Origin of the sequence: Xanthomonas sp. SHU 199 (genome assembly GCF_000364665.1) — a bacterium.
GTDB classification, from domain to species: Bacteria; Pseudomonadota; Gammaproteobacteria; order Xanthomonadales; family Xanthomonadaceae; genus Xanthomonas_A; species Xanthomonas_A sontii.
The window spans coordinates 1-15,312 of the sequence record NZ_AQOI01000036.1; the positions used below are offsets into that span (position 1 = coordinate 1).

Here is a 15,312-nt window from a genome sequence, read left to right on the forward strand (position 1 = left end):
GGGGCACCTTCCCCCAAAAAGGGGGCCGTGGTCCCGGCGTGAGAAGGGAGGCGCCATCACACGATCCTGCGGAAGGTCAGATTGATCCGCTCCCCCACCGGCTTGGCCGTACGCGGCAGCGCATGCCGGTACAAGCGTTGGGTCTCGCCCGCCATCAGCAGCAGACCGCCGGAGGTCAGTTCCAGCGCCCGGCGCAGTGCTGGCTCCTGACGATGGCGCAGCACGAAGCGACGCGTCGCACCCAGGCTCAGCGAGGCGATCACCGGCGTCGGGCCGAGTTCGCGCTCGTCGTCGCTGTGCCAGCCCATGGCGTCGCGGCCGTCGCGGTAGCGGTTGGCGAGCACGCTGTTGAACGCCACTCCGGTCTCGGCCGCCAAGCGCGCGCGCAGCGGCAGCAGCGCCTCTGGCCACGGATGCGGCGCGAAGCGGGTGCCGGAATAACGGTAGCTGGCGTCGGCGTCGCCGATCCAGCAGCTCAGCCGCGGCGAATCGACCAGCTTGCCGAACAGGCGGATGCGGTGCACCTCCCACGGCACGTCCTGCAGCAACTGCGCGCACAGTGCCGCCGCCACGGCCGGGTCCAGCCACTCGGGATACCAGCGCAGATCGGCGCCGGGCAGGTCCAGTTCCATCGCGCCACGCTAGCATGCCGGCGGCCACCATACGCCAGCGTGCGGAATTTGCCCCTTCACGCGCAAACCCTGAAAATGCGGGCAGCCAGAACGAGCCAACGGGAGCGGAGCAGATGACGGGAACCGAGGGCGGCGCCAACGCGCCGGAGCCAGTGGAGCGCGACGTCATGGAATACGACGTCGTCACCGTCGGCGCAGGCCCGGCCGGGTTGGCGTTCGCGATCCGGCTCAAGCAGCTCAACCCCGACATCTCGGTCTGCGTGATCGAGAAGGCCAGCACCATCGGCGCGCATATCCTGTCCGGCGCGGTGATCGAACCGGCGCCGCTGGACGCACTGCTGCCGGGCTGGCGCGACAACCCGCCGCCGATCTGCGTGCCGGCGGCCGAGGACGAGTTCTGGTACCTGAGCAAGGACGGCGGGCACAAGTTCCCGATGGTGCCGCCGGGCATGCGCAACCACGGCAACTTCATCGTCAGCCTCGGCGCGATGTGCGCCTGGCTGGCGCCGCAGGCCGAGGCGCTGGGCGTGGAGATCTACCCGGGCTTCGCCGCCGCCGAGACCCTGCACGCCGAGGACGGCACGGTGCTGGGCGTGCGCATCGGCGACATGGGCGTGGCCAAGGACGGATCGCACAAGCCCGGCTACACCGCCGGCATCGACATCCGCGCCAAGGTCACGGTGCTGGCAGAAGGCGCGCGCGGGCATCTGACCAAGCGCCTGATCGCGCGCTTCGCGCTCGACGCCGGGCACGATCCGCAGGCCTTCTCGATCGGCATCAAGGAGCTGTGGCAGTTGCCCGAAGGCCGCGTCAGCCCCGGCAAGATCGTGCACACCCTCGGTTGGCCGGCCGACAGCAAGACCTATGGCGGCAGCTTCCTGTATCACCTGGAGAACAACCAGGTGGCGCTGGGCTACGTCAGCGGCCTGGACTACCACGATCCCGAATACCGCCCGTGGGAAGCCTTCCAGCAATGGAAGAACCACCCGATGATGAAGTCGCTGCTGGACGGCGGCACCATCCTCTCGGCGGGTGCGCGCGCCATCGCCAGCGGCGGCTGGCAGTCGCTGCCGAAGGTGGAGATGCCCGGCGCGCTGCTGATCGGCGACACCGCCGGCCTGCTCAACGTGCCCAAGATCAAGGGTACCCACCAGGCGATCCGCAGCGGCATGCTCGCCGCCGAACACCTCGCCGCCGGTGCCGCGCTGGACCCGGCCGGCTTCGACGCGCGCCTGCGCAATTCGGAAGTGATGGCCGAGCTCCGCCAGGTGCGCAACATCAAGCCCGGCTTCAAGAAGGGGCTGTGGTTCGGCTTGCTCAACGGCGCCTGGGAGACCCTGGTCAAGGGCGCCTCGCCGTGGACGCTGAAGGTCGGCGCCGACTGGAAGAGCCTGGACCGGCTGGGCGAGCACGAGCAACCCAAGCGCGACTACGTGCAGCGCGAGCTGGCGCCGCGCGACCGCCTGCAGGGCGTGTACTTCGCCGCCACCGAGCACGACGAGGACCAGCCGGTGCACCTGCACGTGCTGGATCCGCAGATCTGCGTGACCCGCTGCACCGAGGAATACGGCAATCCCTGCACGCGCTTCTGCCCGGCGGCGGTGTACGAGATCGTCGACGACGCGGCCGGCAAGCGCCTGCAGATCAACGCCGCCAACTGCGTGCACTGCAAGACCTGCGACATCAAGGATCCCTACGCGATCATCGACTGGGTGACGCCGGAAGGCGGCTCCGGGCCGAATTACCAGAACCTGTGAGCGGTCACCGGATGAGCGACTCCGTGCCGGCACGCCTGCGGGCGGGCATGTACCGCGTGTTGCGTATCGCCTTTCGTGCGATGCCAATCTCCGAAGGACTCCGCGACCGATGGCGCAACTGGTTTCTCGATAGATACGCGAACTGGGTGCCAGAGGCGCCCAGAGGGCGCGTCGCGAGCGTCGGGAGCATGGCCCTGCGCCCTCTGCATCGCGCCGATGAAGCGGCGATCGGTCATGTGCCTTACCAGAAGGGCGTGCTGCCGTCGCCGCTGCCGGCAACCCTGGTCGCGTTCTATCTCCCGCAGTTCCATGCGATTCCGGAGAACGATGCATGGTGGGGCAAGGGCTTCACCGAGTGGCGCAACGTCAGCCGCGCCCTGCCGCAGTTCTATGGACACATGCAGCCACGGATCCCGGCTGATCTTGGGTTCTACAATCTGCGCGACCGCGAGGTGATGCGGCAGCAGGCGCAACTCGCCTCCGAGTACGGGATCGGCGCCTTCTGTTTCTATTTTTATTGGTTCGCAGGAACGACCCTGCTCGAGGACCCCATCCGCAACTGGCGCGATGACACGACCATTTCCCTGCCCTACTGCCTGTGCTGGGCCAACGAGAACTGGGCGCGCCGGTGGGACGGCCGCAATACCGACATCCTGATCGAGCAGCAACACAGCGACGCAGACGATCTGGCCTTCATCGCGCACTTGGCCACCTATCTCGCCGACCCTCGCTACTTGCGCATCGACGGCAAGCCGCTGGTGCTGGTCTATCGTCCCAATCTGATGCCGGACCCGAAGGCCACGGCGTCGCGCTGGCGCGCGTGGTGCGCAGCCAACGGGATCGGCGAGATCCATCTTGCGTACGTCCAGGGGTTCGAGCGTCCCGATCCGCGCGATATCGGCTTTGATGCTGCCGTGGAGTTTCCGCCCAATATGAGTGCGCCGCCCTCGGTGGCTGGCGCACAGTTGTTGATCAATCCGGATTTTGCCGGGGAGGTGCTGGACTGGCGCGTCCTGGCGACCGAGATGGCAGCCAGGCCGTTGCAGGACTATCCGCTCTATCCCTGCGTCAATCCCGGCTGGGATAACGAGCCCCGCCGCTCCGGCAAGGGCCGCGTGTATCTCCATGCCTCCCCGCGCGGCTACGGGACATGGCTGTCGCAGACCATCCATGAGCGGCTTGCGCCCGTTCCGACTGCGCAGCGCATGGTATTCGTCAATGCCTGGAACGAATGGGCCGAAGGTGCCGTCCTGGAACCGGATGCGCGCCTGGGCCACGCATGGCTGGAAGCGACTCGCCGCGCATTGCAACCAAAGCGCCCCGCAAACGAACGCCCGCACGTCGTCATCCATGCCTGGTATGTCGATGTTCTGGAAGAATTGCTGGCGCAGCTGCGCGAGGCGGCGTTCGACCACCAGCTCATCGTGACGACGACGGAACGCAACCTCGCCGGCGTCAACCTCGCCCTCAAACAACAGGGGATGGAGGCCGAGGTCGTGGTCCACGACAACCATGGCCGCGACATCCTGCCGTTCCTGCGGATCGCCGATCGCCTGCTCGATGCCGGCGTATCAGTGGTGCTGAAGCTGCACACCAAACGCTCGGTGCATCGCCAGGACGGTGATCAATGGCGGCGCGAAATGGTGGGCAGCCTCCTCGACCGCGACCGGGTCAAGGCGATCGTGGAGGCCTTCCAGCAGCGTCCGGATCTCGGCCTGGTGGCCCCGGAAGGGCATCTCCAGCCCCTGAGCTTCTACTGGGGCGCAAACGAGCAGGCCGTGCGCGCCCTGGCCACGCGCATGGGTCTGGCGCAACCGGACATCGAGACTGCGGTCTTTGCCGGCGGCAGCATGTTCTGGGTGCGCCTGCAGGCGATTCAGCCCATTTTGGACTGCCACCTGCAAGCTGGCGAATTCGAGAAAGAGGCGGGACAGGTCGATGGCACCTTGGCGCATGCCATCGAGCGCCTGTTCGGCCTCTGCACAGTGGATCGGGGCTTTGCGCTGACCAGTGCCGCCTCCCTCGTGGGGGCCGAGCACGCGCATGCCGGCCCCTACAAATACGCACGCAGAGGCTAGATCACCCGGCCCGGATCGAAAACGGCACGCCGGTCTTGGCGACCAGTTCGGCCTCGTCCACGCCCTCGGCGGTTTCCACCAGCACCAGGCCGCTGTCGGTGACGTCGAACACGGCCAGGTCGGTGATGATGCGGTCGACTACGCCGACGCCGGTCAGCGGCAGGTCGCAGGCCGGCAGGATCTTGTGGCTGCCGTCCTTGGCCACGTGTTCCATCAGCACGACCACGCGCTTGACCCCGGCCACCAGGTCCATCGCCCCGCCCATGCCCTTGACCATCTTGCCGGGCACCATCCAGTTGGCCAGGTCGCCCTTCTCGCTCACTTGCATCGCGCCGAGGATGGCCAGATCGATATGACCACCGCGGATCATCGCGAAGGAATCGTGGCTGCCGAAGTAGCTGGCGCCGGCGCGGGCGGTGACGGTCTGCTTGCCGGCGTTGATCAGGTCGGCGTCGACCTCGTCCTCGCTGGGAAACGGGCCGATGCCGAGCAGGCCGTTCTCCGATTGCAGCCACACGTCCACGCCCTCGGGAATGTGGTTGGCGACCAGGGTCGGCAGGCCGATGCCCAGGTTCACGTAAGCGCCGTCGGTGAGTTCGCGGGCGGCGCGCTGCGCCATGTCGTCGCGGGTCCAGGCCATGTCAGGCGTCCTTCTGGCGCAGGGTGCGCTGTTCGATGCGTTTTTCGGGATGCGGGTTGTGCACGATGCGGTCGACGTAGATCCCGGGCAGGTGCACCTGGTCCGGATCCAGGCTGCCGGTCTCCACGACGTCCTCGACCTCGGCGATGCAGAGCTTGCCGGCCATCGCGCAGGCCGGGTTGAAGTTGCGCGCGGTCTTGCGGAACACCAGGTTGCCGGCGGCATCGGCCTTCCATGCCTTGACCAGGGCCACGTCGGCGCGCAACGCGGTCTCCAGCACGTAGTGCTTGCCGTCGAACTCGCGGGTCTCCTTGCCCTCGGCCACCACCGTGCCGTAGCCGGTGGCGGTGAAGAACGCGGGGATGCCGGCACCACCAGCGCGCAGGCGCTCGGCCAGGGTGCCCTGCGGGTTGAACTCCAGTTCCAGTTCGCCGGCCAGGTACTGGCGCTCGAACTCCTTGTTCTCGCCGACGTAGGACGAAATCATCTTGCGGATCTGCCGCGTCGCCAGCAGCTGGCCCAGGCCGAAGCCATCGACGCCGGCATTGTTGGAGATCACCGTGAGGCCGCCGACGCCGCTGTCGCGCAAGGCCGCGATCAAGGCCTCGGGAATACCGCACAGGCCGAACCCGCCGACCGCCAGGGTCTGTCCGTCCGCCACCACATCGGCCAGCGCCGTGGCCGCATCGGGGAAAAGCTTGCCGCGCCGCCCGCCCGCAGGGGTAGAGGTGTCGCCCATTCGCCAGCTCCGCATTGGAATGTAGACAGCTAGTTTAGCCGCTTGGGGACTGCGACCCCCGCCGCACCGCCGCAACGACCGATTAAGCGCCGTAACGTTACACTCCGGCTTCCCCCAACTAGGACCCTCTTCCATGTCGCTTCCCGCATTCAAGGCCTACGACATCCGCGGTCGCGTACCCGACGAACTGAACGAGGACTTGGCCCGCCGCATCGGCGTGGCGCTGGCGGGGCAATTGGGTAGCGGCCCGGTGGTGGTCGGCCACGACGTGCGCCTGGCCAGCCAGGGGCTGCAGGACGCGCTGTCGGCGGGCCTGCGCGCCAGCGGCCGCGAGGTCATCGACATCGGCCTGTGCGGCACCGAGGAAGTGTATTTCCAGACCGACCACCTGCAGGCCGCCGGCGGCGTGATGGTCACCGCCAGCCACAACCCGATGGACTACAACGGCATGAAGCTGGTGCGCGAGAACGCGCGCCCGATCAGCTCCGATACCGGCCTGTTCGCGATCCGCGACACCGTCGCCGCCGACACCGCGCCGGCCGCCGCGCCGACCGCTGCCGAGCATCACCGTCCCGACAAGAGCGCCTACATCGAGCACCTGCTCAGCTATGTCGACCGCGCCACGCTCAAGCCGCTGAAGCTGGTGGTCAATGCCGGCAACGGCGGCGCCGGCGCCATCGTCGACCTGCTCGCGCCGCACTTGCCGTTCGAGTTCGTGCGCGTCTTCCACGAGCCGGACGGCCACTTCCCCAACGGCATTCCCAACCCGCTGCTGCCGGAGAACCGTGCCGCCACCGCCAACGCGGTCAAGCAGCACGGCGCCGACTTCGGCATCGCCTGGGACGGCGACTTCGACCGCTGCTTCTTCTTCGACGCCGACGGCCGCTTCATCGAGGGCTACTACCTGGTGGGCCTGCTGGCGCAGGCGATCCTGGCCAAGCAGCCGGGCGGCAAGGTCGTGCACGACCCGCGCCTGACCTGGAACACCATCGAACAGGTCGAGGAAGCCGGCGGCATCCCGGTGCTTTGCAAGAGCGGCCATGCCTTCATCAAGGAGAAGATGCGCAGCGAAAACGCCGTGTACGGCGGCGAGATGAGCGCGCACCACTATTTCCGCGAATTCGCCTACGCCGACTCCGGCATGATCCCGTGGCTGCTGATCGCCGAGCTGGTGTCGCAGTCCGGCCGCTCGCTGGCCGACCTGGTCGAGGCGCGCATGCAGAAGTTCCCGTGCAGCGGCGAGATCAACTTCAAGGTCGCCGACGCCAAGGCCGCGGTGGCGCGGGTGATGGAGCACTTCGCCTCGCATGCGCCGACGCTGGACTACACCGACGGCGTCAGCGCCGAATTCGCCGACTGGCGTTTCAACCTGCGCAGTTCCAACACCGAACCGCTGCTGCGCCTGAACGTGGAAACCCGCGGCGACGCAGCGCTGCTGGAGCAGCGCACCCAGGAGATCTCCGAGCTGCTGCGCGGCTGATCCCACCACCCTCCCCCTAGACGCACTATGGAGTTCCATCGCCCATGAGCGACGTCCTTCCCATCATCCTGTCCGGCGGCTCCGGCACGCGCCTGTGGCCGTTGTCGCGCGAGTCGTATCCGAAGCAGTTTCTGCCGCTGGTCGGCGAACAGAGCATGCTGCAGGCCACCTGGCAACGCGCGGCCCCGGTCGCGGCGCATGCACCCATCGTGGTCGCCAACGAGGAACACCGCTTTGTGGCGGCCGAGCAGTTGCAGCAGATCGGCGTGAAGCCCCATGCGATCCTGCTCGAACCCAAGGGCCGCAACACCGCGCCGGCGATCGCCGTGGCGGCGCTGGAGGCCGCGCGCGATGGCGCCGACCCGCTGTTGCTGGTCCTGCCCTCCGACCATGTGATCGGCGACGAAGCCGCTTTCCAGGCCGCGGTGCGCGTGGCCGCCGTCGCGGCCGAGCAAGGCAAGCTGGTGACGTTCGGCATCAAGCCGACCGCACCGGAAACCGGCTACGGCTACATCAAGGCCGCCGCCGGCGACGGCGCGCACGCGGTCGAGCGCTTCGTCGAAAAGCCCGACCTGGCGACCGCGAAAAGCTACCTGGCCTCCGGCGAGTACTACTGGAACAGCGGCATGTTCCTGTTCCGCGCTTCGCGCTATCTGGAAGAACTGCGCAAGTTCCAGCCCGCCATCGCCGATGCCTGCACCAAGGCCTGGCAGTCGGCCAAGCGCGACGCCGACTTCACCCGCCTGGACAAGGACGCCTTCGCCGCCAGCCCCTCCGACTCCATCGACTACGCCGTGATGGAGAAGACCGCCGACGCGGTAGTGGTGCCGCTGGACGCGAAGTGGAGCGATGTCGGGTCGTGGTCGGCGCTGCTGGACGTGTCGCCGCAGGACGTCAACGGCAACGCCCACCACGGCGACGTCATCGAGATCGATTGCCGCAACACCTACGCCTATGGCTCGCGCCTGATCGCAATGGTGGGCCTGCAGGACGTGGTGGTGGTGGAGACCGACGACGCGGTGCTGGTCGGCCATCGCGAGCGCATCCAGGAAGTGAAGGACATCGTCGGCAGGATCAAGGCCGATGGGCGTTCCGAGGCCACCTGGCACCGCAAGGTGTACCGCCCGTGGGGCGCCTACGATTCGATCGACAACGGCCAGCGTTTCCAGGTCAAGCGCATCACGGTCAAGCCCGGCGCCACGCTGAGCCTGCAGATGCATCACCACCGCGCCGAACACTGGATCGTGGTCAGCGGCACCGCCGAGGTCACCCGCGGCGACGAGGTGCTGCTGCTCACCGAGAACCAGAGCACCTACATTCCGCTCGGCGTGACCCACCGCCTGAAGAACCCCGGCAAGCTGCCGCTGGAGCTGATCGAGGTGCAGTCGGGCAGCTATCTCGGCGAAGACGACATCGTGCGCTTCGAGGACACCTACGGGCGCACCTGAGTCCGGCATCCGCCGCAAACGCAAAGAGCCGGGCACTGCCCGGCTCTTTGCTTTTCATCGATGCTGTTTTGTAGTGCGCGCCGTCTCAGGCGGCCGACGCTGCCGCGGCGAGCTCGCCGATCACCTGGCGCAGACCATCGCGCCACTGCGGCAGTTCCAGCGCGAAATCGCGCTGCAGGCGCGACACGTCCAGGCGCGAATATGCCGGGCGCTTGGCCGGGGTCGGATACTCCGCGGTGGTGATCGGCAGCACCCGCGGCGCGCGCGGCAACAGGCCCGCAGCCACCGCCTCGGCGAAGATCGCCTCGGCGAAACCGTGCCAGGTGGTCTCGCCGGCCGCGGTCAGATGCCAGGTCCCGGACGGCAGCGCCGTGCGCTGCGCCAGCACGCGCGCGGTGACATCGGAGATCAGCGCCGCTGGCGTCGGTGTGCCAACTTGGTCGGCGACCACCCGCAGTTCGTCGCGGTCGGCACCAACACGCAGCATGGTGCGCAGGAAATTGTTCCCGTGCGCGGCGTACACCCAGGCGGTGCGGAAGATCAGGTGCTGCGCACCGGACGCGCGGATCGCCTGCTCGCCGGCCAGCTTGGTAGCGCCGTACACGCCCAGCGGCGCGGTGGGCGCATCTTCGGGATAGGGTTGCGTGCCCTGCCCGTCGAACACGTAATCGGTGGAGTAATGCACCAGCGGCACACCCTGCACCGCGCACCAAGCGGCGATCGCCGCCGGCGACTCGGCATTGGCGCGATGCGCCGCCTCCGCGTCCTGCTCGGCGCGATCGACCGCGGTGTAGGCCGCGGCGTTGACCACCGCCGTCGGCCGCAGCCGGCCCAGCAGTTCGCCCAGGGTCTGCGGCTGATCGAAATCGGCGCGCTCGCAGGCGCTGCCGTTCGGCAACTGGCCGCTGCGCGTGGTCGCGACCACCGACCCCTGCCTGGCCAGCGCCCGCAGCAGTTCCTGCCCGACCTGGCCGTTGCCGCCGAAGACCAGCACGCTCATGGCTGGTAGACCGGCAGGCGCTCGACCGGGATGTCGGCCAGGAACGGCGCAACCGCGTCCTTGCCCGACAGCACCGGCTCGGAGATCGGCCAGTCCACGCCGATCGCGGCATCGTCCCAGCGCACGCCGGCGTCGGCTTCCTTGACGTACACGTCGGTGCACAGATAGCTGAACACCGCCCGCTCCGACAGCACGGCAAACCCGTGGGCGAAGCCTTCCGGAATCCAGAACTGCTTCTTGTTCTCCGCGCTCAGCACCACCGCGGCCCAGCGACCGAAGTGCGGCGAGCCGTGGCGGATGTCGACGGCGACGTCGTACACCTCGCCTTCCAGCACGCTGACCAGCTTGCCCTGCGGCCGCGGCCACTGATAGTGCAGGCCGCGCAGCACGCCCTTGGCCGAGGTGGAGACGTTGCTCTGCACGAACTTGGTCGGCAAGCCATGCTCACCGAAGCGCTCGGCGTTCCAGGTCTCGAAGAAATAGCCACGCGCGTCGCCGAACACTGCCGGCTCGATCACCACGCAGCCAGGCAGATTGGTTTCAATCACTTTCACGGAACGGATCCTCGTACAGCCAGTTCATGCAGGTAGGTGCCATAGGCGTTCTTGCGCAGCGGAGCGGCAAGTTTCTCCAGCTGCGCCGCGTCGATCCATCCCTGCCCGAAGGCGATCTCTTCCGGGCAGCACACCTGCAGGCCCTGCCGCGACTGGATGGTCTCGATGAAATTGGAGGCCTCGTGCAGCGACTGGTGGGTGCCGGTGTCCAGCCAGGCATAGCCGCGACCCAGCGCTTCCAGGTGCAGCTCGCCGGCCTCAAGGTAGCGGCGGTTGAGATCGGTGATCTCCAGTTCGCCGCGCGCCGACGGCCTCAGTTCCGCCGCATAGCCGCTGGCCTGGCCATCGTAGAAATACAGACCGGTGACCGCATAGTTGGAACGCGGCTTGACCGGCTTTTCCTCGATATCGATGACCTTGCCGGAGGCATCGAACTCGGCCACGCCGTAGCGCTCGGGGTCGTTGACCCAGTAGCCGAACACGGTCGCGCCATGCTGGCGCGCATCGGCGCGGCGCAGGGTCTCGGTCAGGCCGTGCCCGTGGAAGATGTTGTCGCCCAGCACCAGGCAGCTCGGCTTGCCGGCGACGAAGTCGCGGCCGATCAGGTAGGCCTGGGCCAGCCCGTCCGGGCTAGGCTGCACCGCGTACTGGATGTCCATGCCCCACTGTGCGCCATCGCCCAGCAGTGCCTGGAACAGCGCCTGCTCGTGCGGGGTGTTGATGATCAGCACCTCGCGGATCCCGGCCAGCATCAGCACGCTGAGCGGGTAGTAGATCATCGGCTTGTCGTACACCGGCAGCAGCTGCTTGCTGACGCCCTTGGTGATCGGGTACAGCCGCGTGCCGGAGCCGCCAGCGAGGATGATGCCCTTGCGTTGTGTCATGAGGTATTTCCTGGTGAAGTCCGCACCCGCATGGGCGGATTCTTGCGAGGGACTGGGGTTATGCCGCGGTGCCGATGCGTTCCAGCCGATAGCTGCCGTCGAGCACGCCTTGCACCCAGTCCTGGTGGCTCAGGTACCAGTCCACGGTGAGCGCGATGCCCTGTTCGAAGGTGTACTGCGGCTCCCAGCCCAGTTCGTTCTTCAGCTTGGACGCATCGATGGCGTAGCGGCGGTCGTGGCCGGGCCGATCGGCGACGTAGGTGATCTGGCTTGCGCGCGGCTTGCCGTCCTCGCGCGGACGCCGCGCGTCCAGCAGCGCGCAGATCGCCTGCACCACCTCGATGTTCTGTTTCTCGGAATTGCCGCCGACGTTGTAGGTCTCGCCGACCTTGCCCTTGGCCAGCACGGTGCGGATCGCCTCGCAGTGGTCGCCGACGAACAGCCAATCGCGTACCTGCTTGCCGTCGCCGTACACCGGCAGCGGCTCGCCGGCCAGCGCCTTGGCGATCACCAGCGGGATGAGCTTCTCGGGGAAGTGGTACGGGCCGTAGTTGTTGGAGCAGTTGGTGGTCAGCACCGGCAAGCCGTAGGTATGGTGGAACGCGCGCACCAGATGGTCGGACGCGGCCTTGGACGCCGAGTACGGTGAGTTCGGCGCATACGGCGTGGTTTCGCTGAACTTGCCGGTCTCGCCGAGCGTGCCGTAGACCTCGTCGGTGGACACGTGCAGGAAGCGGAACGCATCGCGGCGGTCTTCAGGCAGCGCCTTCCAGTGATCGCGCACCGACTCCAGCAGGCCGAGGGTCCCCACCACGTTGGTCTGGATGAAGGCGCCGGGCCCGTCGATCGAGCGATCCACGTGGCTTTCGGCGGCGAAATTGACCACCGCGTCGGGCTGGTGCTCGGCGAGCAGGCGGCCCACCAGATCGCGGTCGCCGATATCCCCGTGCACGAACACATGGTCCGGGTTGCCGTCCAGCGACGCGAGCGTGTTCAGGTTCCCGGCGTAGGTCAACGCGTCCAGGTTGATCACACGGATGCCGCGCGCCACCGCCTCGAGCACGAAATTACCGCCGATGAAACCGGCACCGCCGGTTACGAGCCAAGTCGCCACTGTGTGTCTCTCCTGATTCGGCGCCGTCGGCGCCTATATTCAAACCGAGCAGGATATACGCTTTGTATGAACCGGTCGTGGTCGACGCATGCGGCGACCACGCCCCGTCGACGGCCCCACCATACGCCCTCGCATGGTCCCCCGCGCCCGGTTAGAATCCTCCGACTGCCCCGTGCCAGCCGCCGCGGCCGGGCCTTCCCGCACTGCTGAAGGATCTCGTACACGATGAAAATCCTCGTCGCCTACAAGCGCGTGGTGGACTACAACGTCCGCATCCAGGTCAAGCCGGACGGCTCCGGCGTGGTCACCGAGGGCGTCAAGCTCTCCGCCAACCCGTTCGACGAAATCGCCCTGGAAGAGGCGCTGCGCCTGCGCGACGCCGGCATCGCCAGCGAGGTGGTGGTGGCCACCATCGCCCCGGCCGATGCCGCCGCGCACCTGCGCAACGGCCTGGCGATGGGCGCCAACCGCGCCATCCACGTGGTCGCCGACGCGGCGATCCAGCCGCTGACCGCCGCGCGCACCCTGCTCAAGCTGGTCGAGCAGGAGCAGCCGGACCTGGTGATCCTCGGCAAGCAGGCGATCGACGACGACGCCAACCAGACCGGGCAGATGCTGGCCACGCTGTGGGGCCGGCCGCAGGCGACCTTCGCCGGCAAGCTGGTGGTGGCCGACGGCAAGGCGACGGTGACCCGCGAGGTCGACGCCGGCCTGGAGACCCTGGAAGTGGACCTGCCGGCGGTGGTCACCACCGACCTGCGCCTGAACGAGCCGCGCTTCATCAAGCTGCCGGACATCATGAAGGCCAAGAGCAAGCCGCTGCAGACGCTGGCCTTCGCCGACCTGGGTGTGGAGGCCAACGACAGCCTCACCACCACCCACTACGCCCCGCCGGCCAAGCGCAGCCGCGGCGTGATGGTCAAGGATGCCGCCGAACTGGTGGCCGCACTCAAGCAGAAGGGGTTGCTGTAATGGCCAAGATCCTCGTCGTCGCCGAACATCTTAACGGGCAGCTCAACGCCGCCACCGCCAAGTGCGTCAGCGCCGCGCAGGCGCTGTCGGCCGAGGCCATCGACATCGTGGTGCTGGCGTCCGATCCGGCCGCGGTGGCCGCCCAGGCCGCGCAGATCGCCGGCGTCGCCCGCGTCCTCACTGTCGCCAACCCCGCCAACGAACACGCCATCGCGCAGGTGCTGGGCCCGCAGATCGCCGCCCTGGCGAAGGGCTACACCCATGTGTTCGGCCCCTCCACCACCTTCGGCAAGGACCTGATGCCGGTGGTGGCCGCCCTGCTCGGCGTCAACCAGATCTCCGACCTGATGGCGGTGGACAGCGACTACGCGTTCAAGCGCCCGATCTACGCCGGCAACGCCATCATCAGCGTGCAGGCCCCGGCCGACCAGATTGTGGTCGCCACCGTGCGCAGCGCCTCGTGGCCGGAAGCGGCGCAGGGCGGCAGCGCGGCGGTCGAAGCGGCCAGCGTCGACGCAGCGCTGCCGAGCCACACCCGCTTCGTCGGCCTCGCCGCCGGCAAGTCCGATCGCCCCGACCTGCAGAGCGCCAAGCGCGTGGTCTCCGGCGGCCGCGGTGTCGGTTCGGCGGAGAACTTCCAGATCGTCTACCAGCTCGCCGACAGGCTGGGCGCCGCGGTCGGCGCCTCGCGCGCGGCGGTCGACGCCGGCTACGTGCCCAATGAGCTGCAGGTGGGCCAGACCGGCAAGATCATCGCGCCGGAACTGTACGTGGCGGTCGGCATTTCCGGTGCCATCCAGCATCTGACCGGCATCAAGGACGCCGGCACCATCGTCGCGATCAACAAGGATCCGGAATCGCCGATCTTCGAGATCGCCGACATCGGCCTGGTCGGCGACCTGTTCACGGTGCTGCCGGAGCTGGAAAAGGCGCTGGGCTGAGCCGTCGCCGAGACCCGGGGATGATGCCGCACGGCGCCGACGGCGTGCCCGCGCCGCGCCACCGTGCGGATCATCTGGCGTTGTTCGTCGTGCTGCTGTGCGGCGGCTACCTGGCCGCCCTGTGGTGGATCGACCGCGGCAATGGCACGTTCGCCCGGCTAGGCGCGATCTGGCCCTTGCTGGCGCTGGCGGTGCTGCCGGTCTCGGCCAGTTACCTGTTCCGCTTCTGGCGCTGGCGCTGGCTGCTGCAACGGCAAGGCCACGCAGTGTCGTTCTGGCTTGGCTGGGCCGCCTACTTGGCCGGTTTCGCCTTGACCGCCACGCCCGGCAAGGCTGGGGAATTGCTGCGCATCCGCTATTTCGCCCGCATGGGTGTGCCGGCGGGGCGGACGCTGGCGGTCTTCGTCTTCGAGCGCGCCTCCGATCTGCTGGTGATCCTGGCACTGTCGCTGCTGGCCGCGCCGGTCTTTCCCACCCTGGGCACCCTCGCCGCAGTGGTGCTGGGCTTCGTCGCCCTGTTGTTCGGCGCCGCTGCCTGGCCGGCCCTGCTGGCCTGGCTGGAGGGCATGGGACGACGCCTGCCCGGGCGGTGGCTACGGAGGACGGTCCAGTTCGCCGTGTTCGCCGCCATGGAACTGCGTGCCTGCCTGGGCACCGCGCAGATGGTGCGCAGCCTGATCGCGGGCGCCGGCGCCTGGGGCCTGACCTCGGCGGTCTTCGTCGGGCTGTGCAATGGCCTGGGCCTGGAGCTGGATCCGCTGGTCGCGTTCGGCATCTACCCGCTGGCGATGTTGATCGGCGCGCTGTCCTTCGTCCCAGGCGGGGTCGGCACCACCGAACTGGCGATCGTGCTGATGCTGGACCGGTTGGGCGTCGCGACCGCCGATGCGATCGCGGTCGCGGTGGCCGCGCGGCTGGTGACGCTCTGGTACGCGGTCGCCGTGGGTGCCCTGGCAATGGGCACGACCGAATTCCTGCAACGGCGCCAACCCGACTGAGCGGGGCCAGGGCGGCTCCCAGGTATAATCGCGGCCCCGCTATGCATCACCAGGCCGCAGCATGTCCCTCCCCCC

The 15,312-nt window shown here is 68.1% G+C and carries 14 protein-coding genes; 7 read left to right on the forward strand and 7 right to left on the reverse strand.

The window, feature by feature from the left end:
• Positions 1–56 precede the first annotated feature (56 nt).
• Positions 57–632, reverse strand: coding sequence for an alpha-ketoglutarate-dependent dioxygenase AlkB family protein (locus D183_RS0101995; RefSeq protein WP_017907504.1), 576 nt, complete (start codon positions 630–632; stop codon positions 57–59).
• Between the two features lie 113 nt (positions 633–745).
• Here D183_RS0101995 and D183_RS0102000 point away from each other — a divergent pair, with 113 nt between their 5' ends.
• Both D183_RS0102000 and D183_RS0102005 read left to right on the forward strand, forming a co-directional pair.
• Entirely contained in the window at positions 746–2,389 is a 1,644-nt protein-coding gene (locus D183_RS0102000; RefSeq protein ID WP_017907505.1) for an electron transfer flavoprotein-ubiquinone oxidoreductase, read from the forward strand.
• An 11-nt stretch (positions 2,390–2,400) separates the two neighbouring features.
• Positions 2,401–4,467, forward strand: a complete 2,067-nt coding sequence (locus D183_RS0102005; RefSeq protein WP_039725884.1) for a glycoside hydrolase family 99-like domain-containing protein — start codon at positions 2,401–2,403, stop codon at positions 4,465–4,467.
• Position 4,468: 1 nt separating this feature from the next.
• Here the strand turns inward: D183_RS0102005 and D183_RS0102010 are convergent, their stop codons facing one another.
• Together D183_RS0102010 and D183_RS0102015 are read right to left on the reverse strand one after the other, a co-directional pair.
• The gene (locus tag D183_RS0102010; RefSeq protein WP_017907507.1) at positions 4,469–5,107 is read right to left on the reverse strand and encodes a CoA transferase subunit B; all 639 of its coding nucleotides are present in this window, start codon (positions 5,105–5,107) and stop codon (positions 4,469–4,471) included.
• Position 5,108: 1 nt separating this feature from the next.
• Positions 5,109–5,846, reverse strand: a complete 738-nt coding sequence (locus D183_RS0102015) for a CoA transferase subunit A (RefSeq protein ID WP_017907508.1) — start codon at positions 5,844–5,846, stop codon at positions 5,109–5,111.
• Between the two features lie 133 nt (positions 5,847–5,979).
• Here D183_RS0102015 and D183_RS0102020 point away from each other — a divergent pair, with 133 nt between their 5' ends.
• Together D183_RS0102020 and D183_RS0102025 are read left to right on the forward strand one after the other, a co-directional pair.
• Positions 5,980–7,326, forward strand: a complete 1,347-nt coding sequence (locus tag D183_RS0102020; RefSeq protein ID WP_017907509.1) for a phosphomannomutase/phosphoglucomutase — start codon at positions 5,980–5,982, stop codon at positions 7,324–7,326.
• Positions 7,327–7,370: 44 nt separating this feature from the next.
• Complete coding sequence (locus D183_RS0102025) at positions 7,371–8,774, forward strand: mannose-1-phosphate guanylyltransferase/mannose-6-phosphate isomerase (protein ID WP_017907510.1); 1,404 nt, start codon at positions 7,371–7,373, stop codon at positions 8,772–8,774.
• Between the two features lie 85 nt (positions 8,775–8,859).
• Here the strand turns inward: D183_RS0102025 and rfbD are convergent, their stop codons facing one another.
• The 4 genes from rfbD to rfbB are packed head-to-tail and all read right to left on the reverse strand — an operon-like array spanning position 8,860 to position 12,326.
• Complete coding sequence (gene rfbD / locus D183_RS0102030) at positions 8,860–9,774, reverse strand: dTDP-4-dehydrorhamnose reductase (protein ID WP_017907511.1); 915 nt, start codon at positions 9,772–9,774, stop codon at positions 8,860–8,862.
• Positions 9,771–10,328: a dTDP-4-dehydrorhamnose 3,5-epimerase gene (gene rfbC / locus D183_RS0102035; protein WP_019797144.1), complete on the reverse strand. Its 558-nt coding sequence runs from the start codon at positions 10,326–10,328 to the stop codon at positions 9,771–9,773. Before rfbC ends, rfbD begins: the two co-directional genes overlap by 4 nt.
• Positions 10,325–11,212 carry a glucose-1-phosphate thymidylyltransferase RfbA gene (rfbA, locus tag D183_RS0102040; protein WP_017907513.1) on the reverse strand — a complete coding sequence of 296 codons (888 nt, stop codon included), beginning with the start codon at positions 11,210–11,212 and terminating at the stop codon, positions 10,325–10,327. Before rfbA ends, rfbC begins: the two co-directional genes overlap by 4 nt.
• Positions 11,213–11,270: 58 nt before the next feature.
• Entirely contained in the window at positions 11,271–12,326 is a 1,056-nt protein-coding gene (rfbB, locus tag D183_RS0102045; RefSeq protein WP_017917124.1) for a dTDP-glucose 4,6-dehydratase, read from the reverse strand.
• Positions 12,327–12,551: 225 nt separating this feature from the next.
• Between rfbB and D183_RS0102050 the strand changes: the two genes are divergently transcribed.
• From D183_RS0102050 to D183_RS0102060, 3 genes are read left to right on the forward strand one after another with little or no spacing between them, the layout of a single operon-like run.
• Complete coding sequence (locus D183_RS0102050; protein ID WP_010340209.1) at positions 12,552–13,298, forward strand: electron transfer flavoprotein subunit beta/FixA family protein; 747 nt, start codon at positions 12,552–12,554, stop codon at positions 13,296–13,298.
• Positions 13,298–14,239 carry an electron transfer flavoprotein subunit alpha/FixB family protein gene (locus D183_RS0102055; protein ID WP_017907515.1) on the forward strand — a complete coding sequence of 314 codons (942 nt, stop codon included), beginning with the start codon at positions 13,298–13,300 and terminating at the stop codon, positions 14,237–14,239. Before D183_RS0102050 ends, D183_RS0102055 begins: the two co-directional genes overlap by 1 nt.
• Positions 14,240–14,259: 20 nt before the next feature.
• Positions 14,260–15,237, forward strand: coding sequence for a lysylphosphatidylglycerol synthase transmembrane domain-containing protein (locus D183_RS0102060; protein WP_017907516.1), 978 nt, complete (start codon positions 14,260–14,262; stop codon positions 15,235–15,237).
• The last annotated feature ends 75 nt before the right edge of the window (positions 15,238–15,312 follow it).

Bases quoted from the DNA above. Each gene is read 5' to 3' on its own strand.
- D183_RS0101995 (WP_017907504.1), bottom strand. From the start codon at position 632: ATGGAACTGGACCTGCCCGGCGCCGATCTGCGCTGGTATCCCGAGTGG.
- D183_RS0102000 (WP_017907505.1), top strand. From the start codon at position 746: ATGACGGGAACCGAGGGCGGCGCCAACGCGCCGGAGCCAGTGGAGCGC.
- D183_RS0102005 (WP_039725884.1), top strand. From the start codon at position 2,401: ATGAGCGACTCCGTGCCGGCACGCCTGCGGGCGGGCATGTACCGCGTG.
- D183_RS0102010 (WP_017907507.1), bottom strand. From the start codon at position 5,107: ATGGCCTGGACCCGCGACGACATGGCGCAGCGCGCCGCCCGCGAACTC.
- D183_RS0102015 (WP_017907508.1), bottom strand. From the start codon at position 5,846: ATGGGCGACACCTCTACCCCTGCGGGCGGGCGGCGCGGCAAGCTTTTC.
- D183_RS0102020 (WP_017907509.1), top strand. From the start codon at position 5,980: ATGTCGCTTCCCGCATTCAAGGCCTACGACATCCGCGGTCGCGTACCC.
- D183_RS0102025 (WP_017907510.1), top strand. From the start codon at position 7,371: ATGAGCGACGTCCTTCCCATCATCCTGTCCGGCGGCTCCGGCACGCGC.
- rfbD (WP_017907511.1), bottom strand. From the start codon at position 9,774: ATGAGCGTGCTGGTCTTCGGCGGCAACGGCCAGGTCGGGCAGGAACTG.
- rfbA (WP_017907513.1), bottom strand. From the start codon at position 11,212: ATGACACAACGCAAGGGCATCATCCTCGCTGGCGGCTCCGGCACGCGG.
- D183_RS0102050 (WP_010340209.1), top strand. From the start codon at position 12,552: ATGAAAATCCTCGTCGCCTACAAGCGCGTGGTGGACTACAACGTCCGC.
- D183_RS0102055 (WP_017907515.1), top strand. From the start codon at position 13,298: ATGGCCAAGATCCTCGTCGTCGCCGAACATCTTAACGGGCAGCTCAAC.
- D183_RS0102060 (WP_017907516.1), top strand. From the start codon at position 14,260: ATGATGCCGCACGGCGCCGACGGCGTGCCCGCGCCGCGCCACCGTGCG.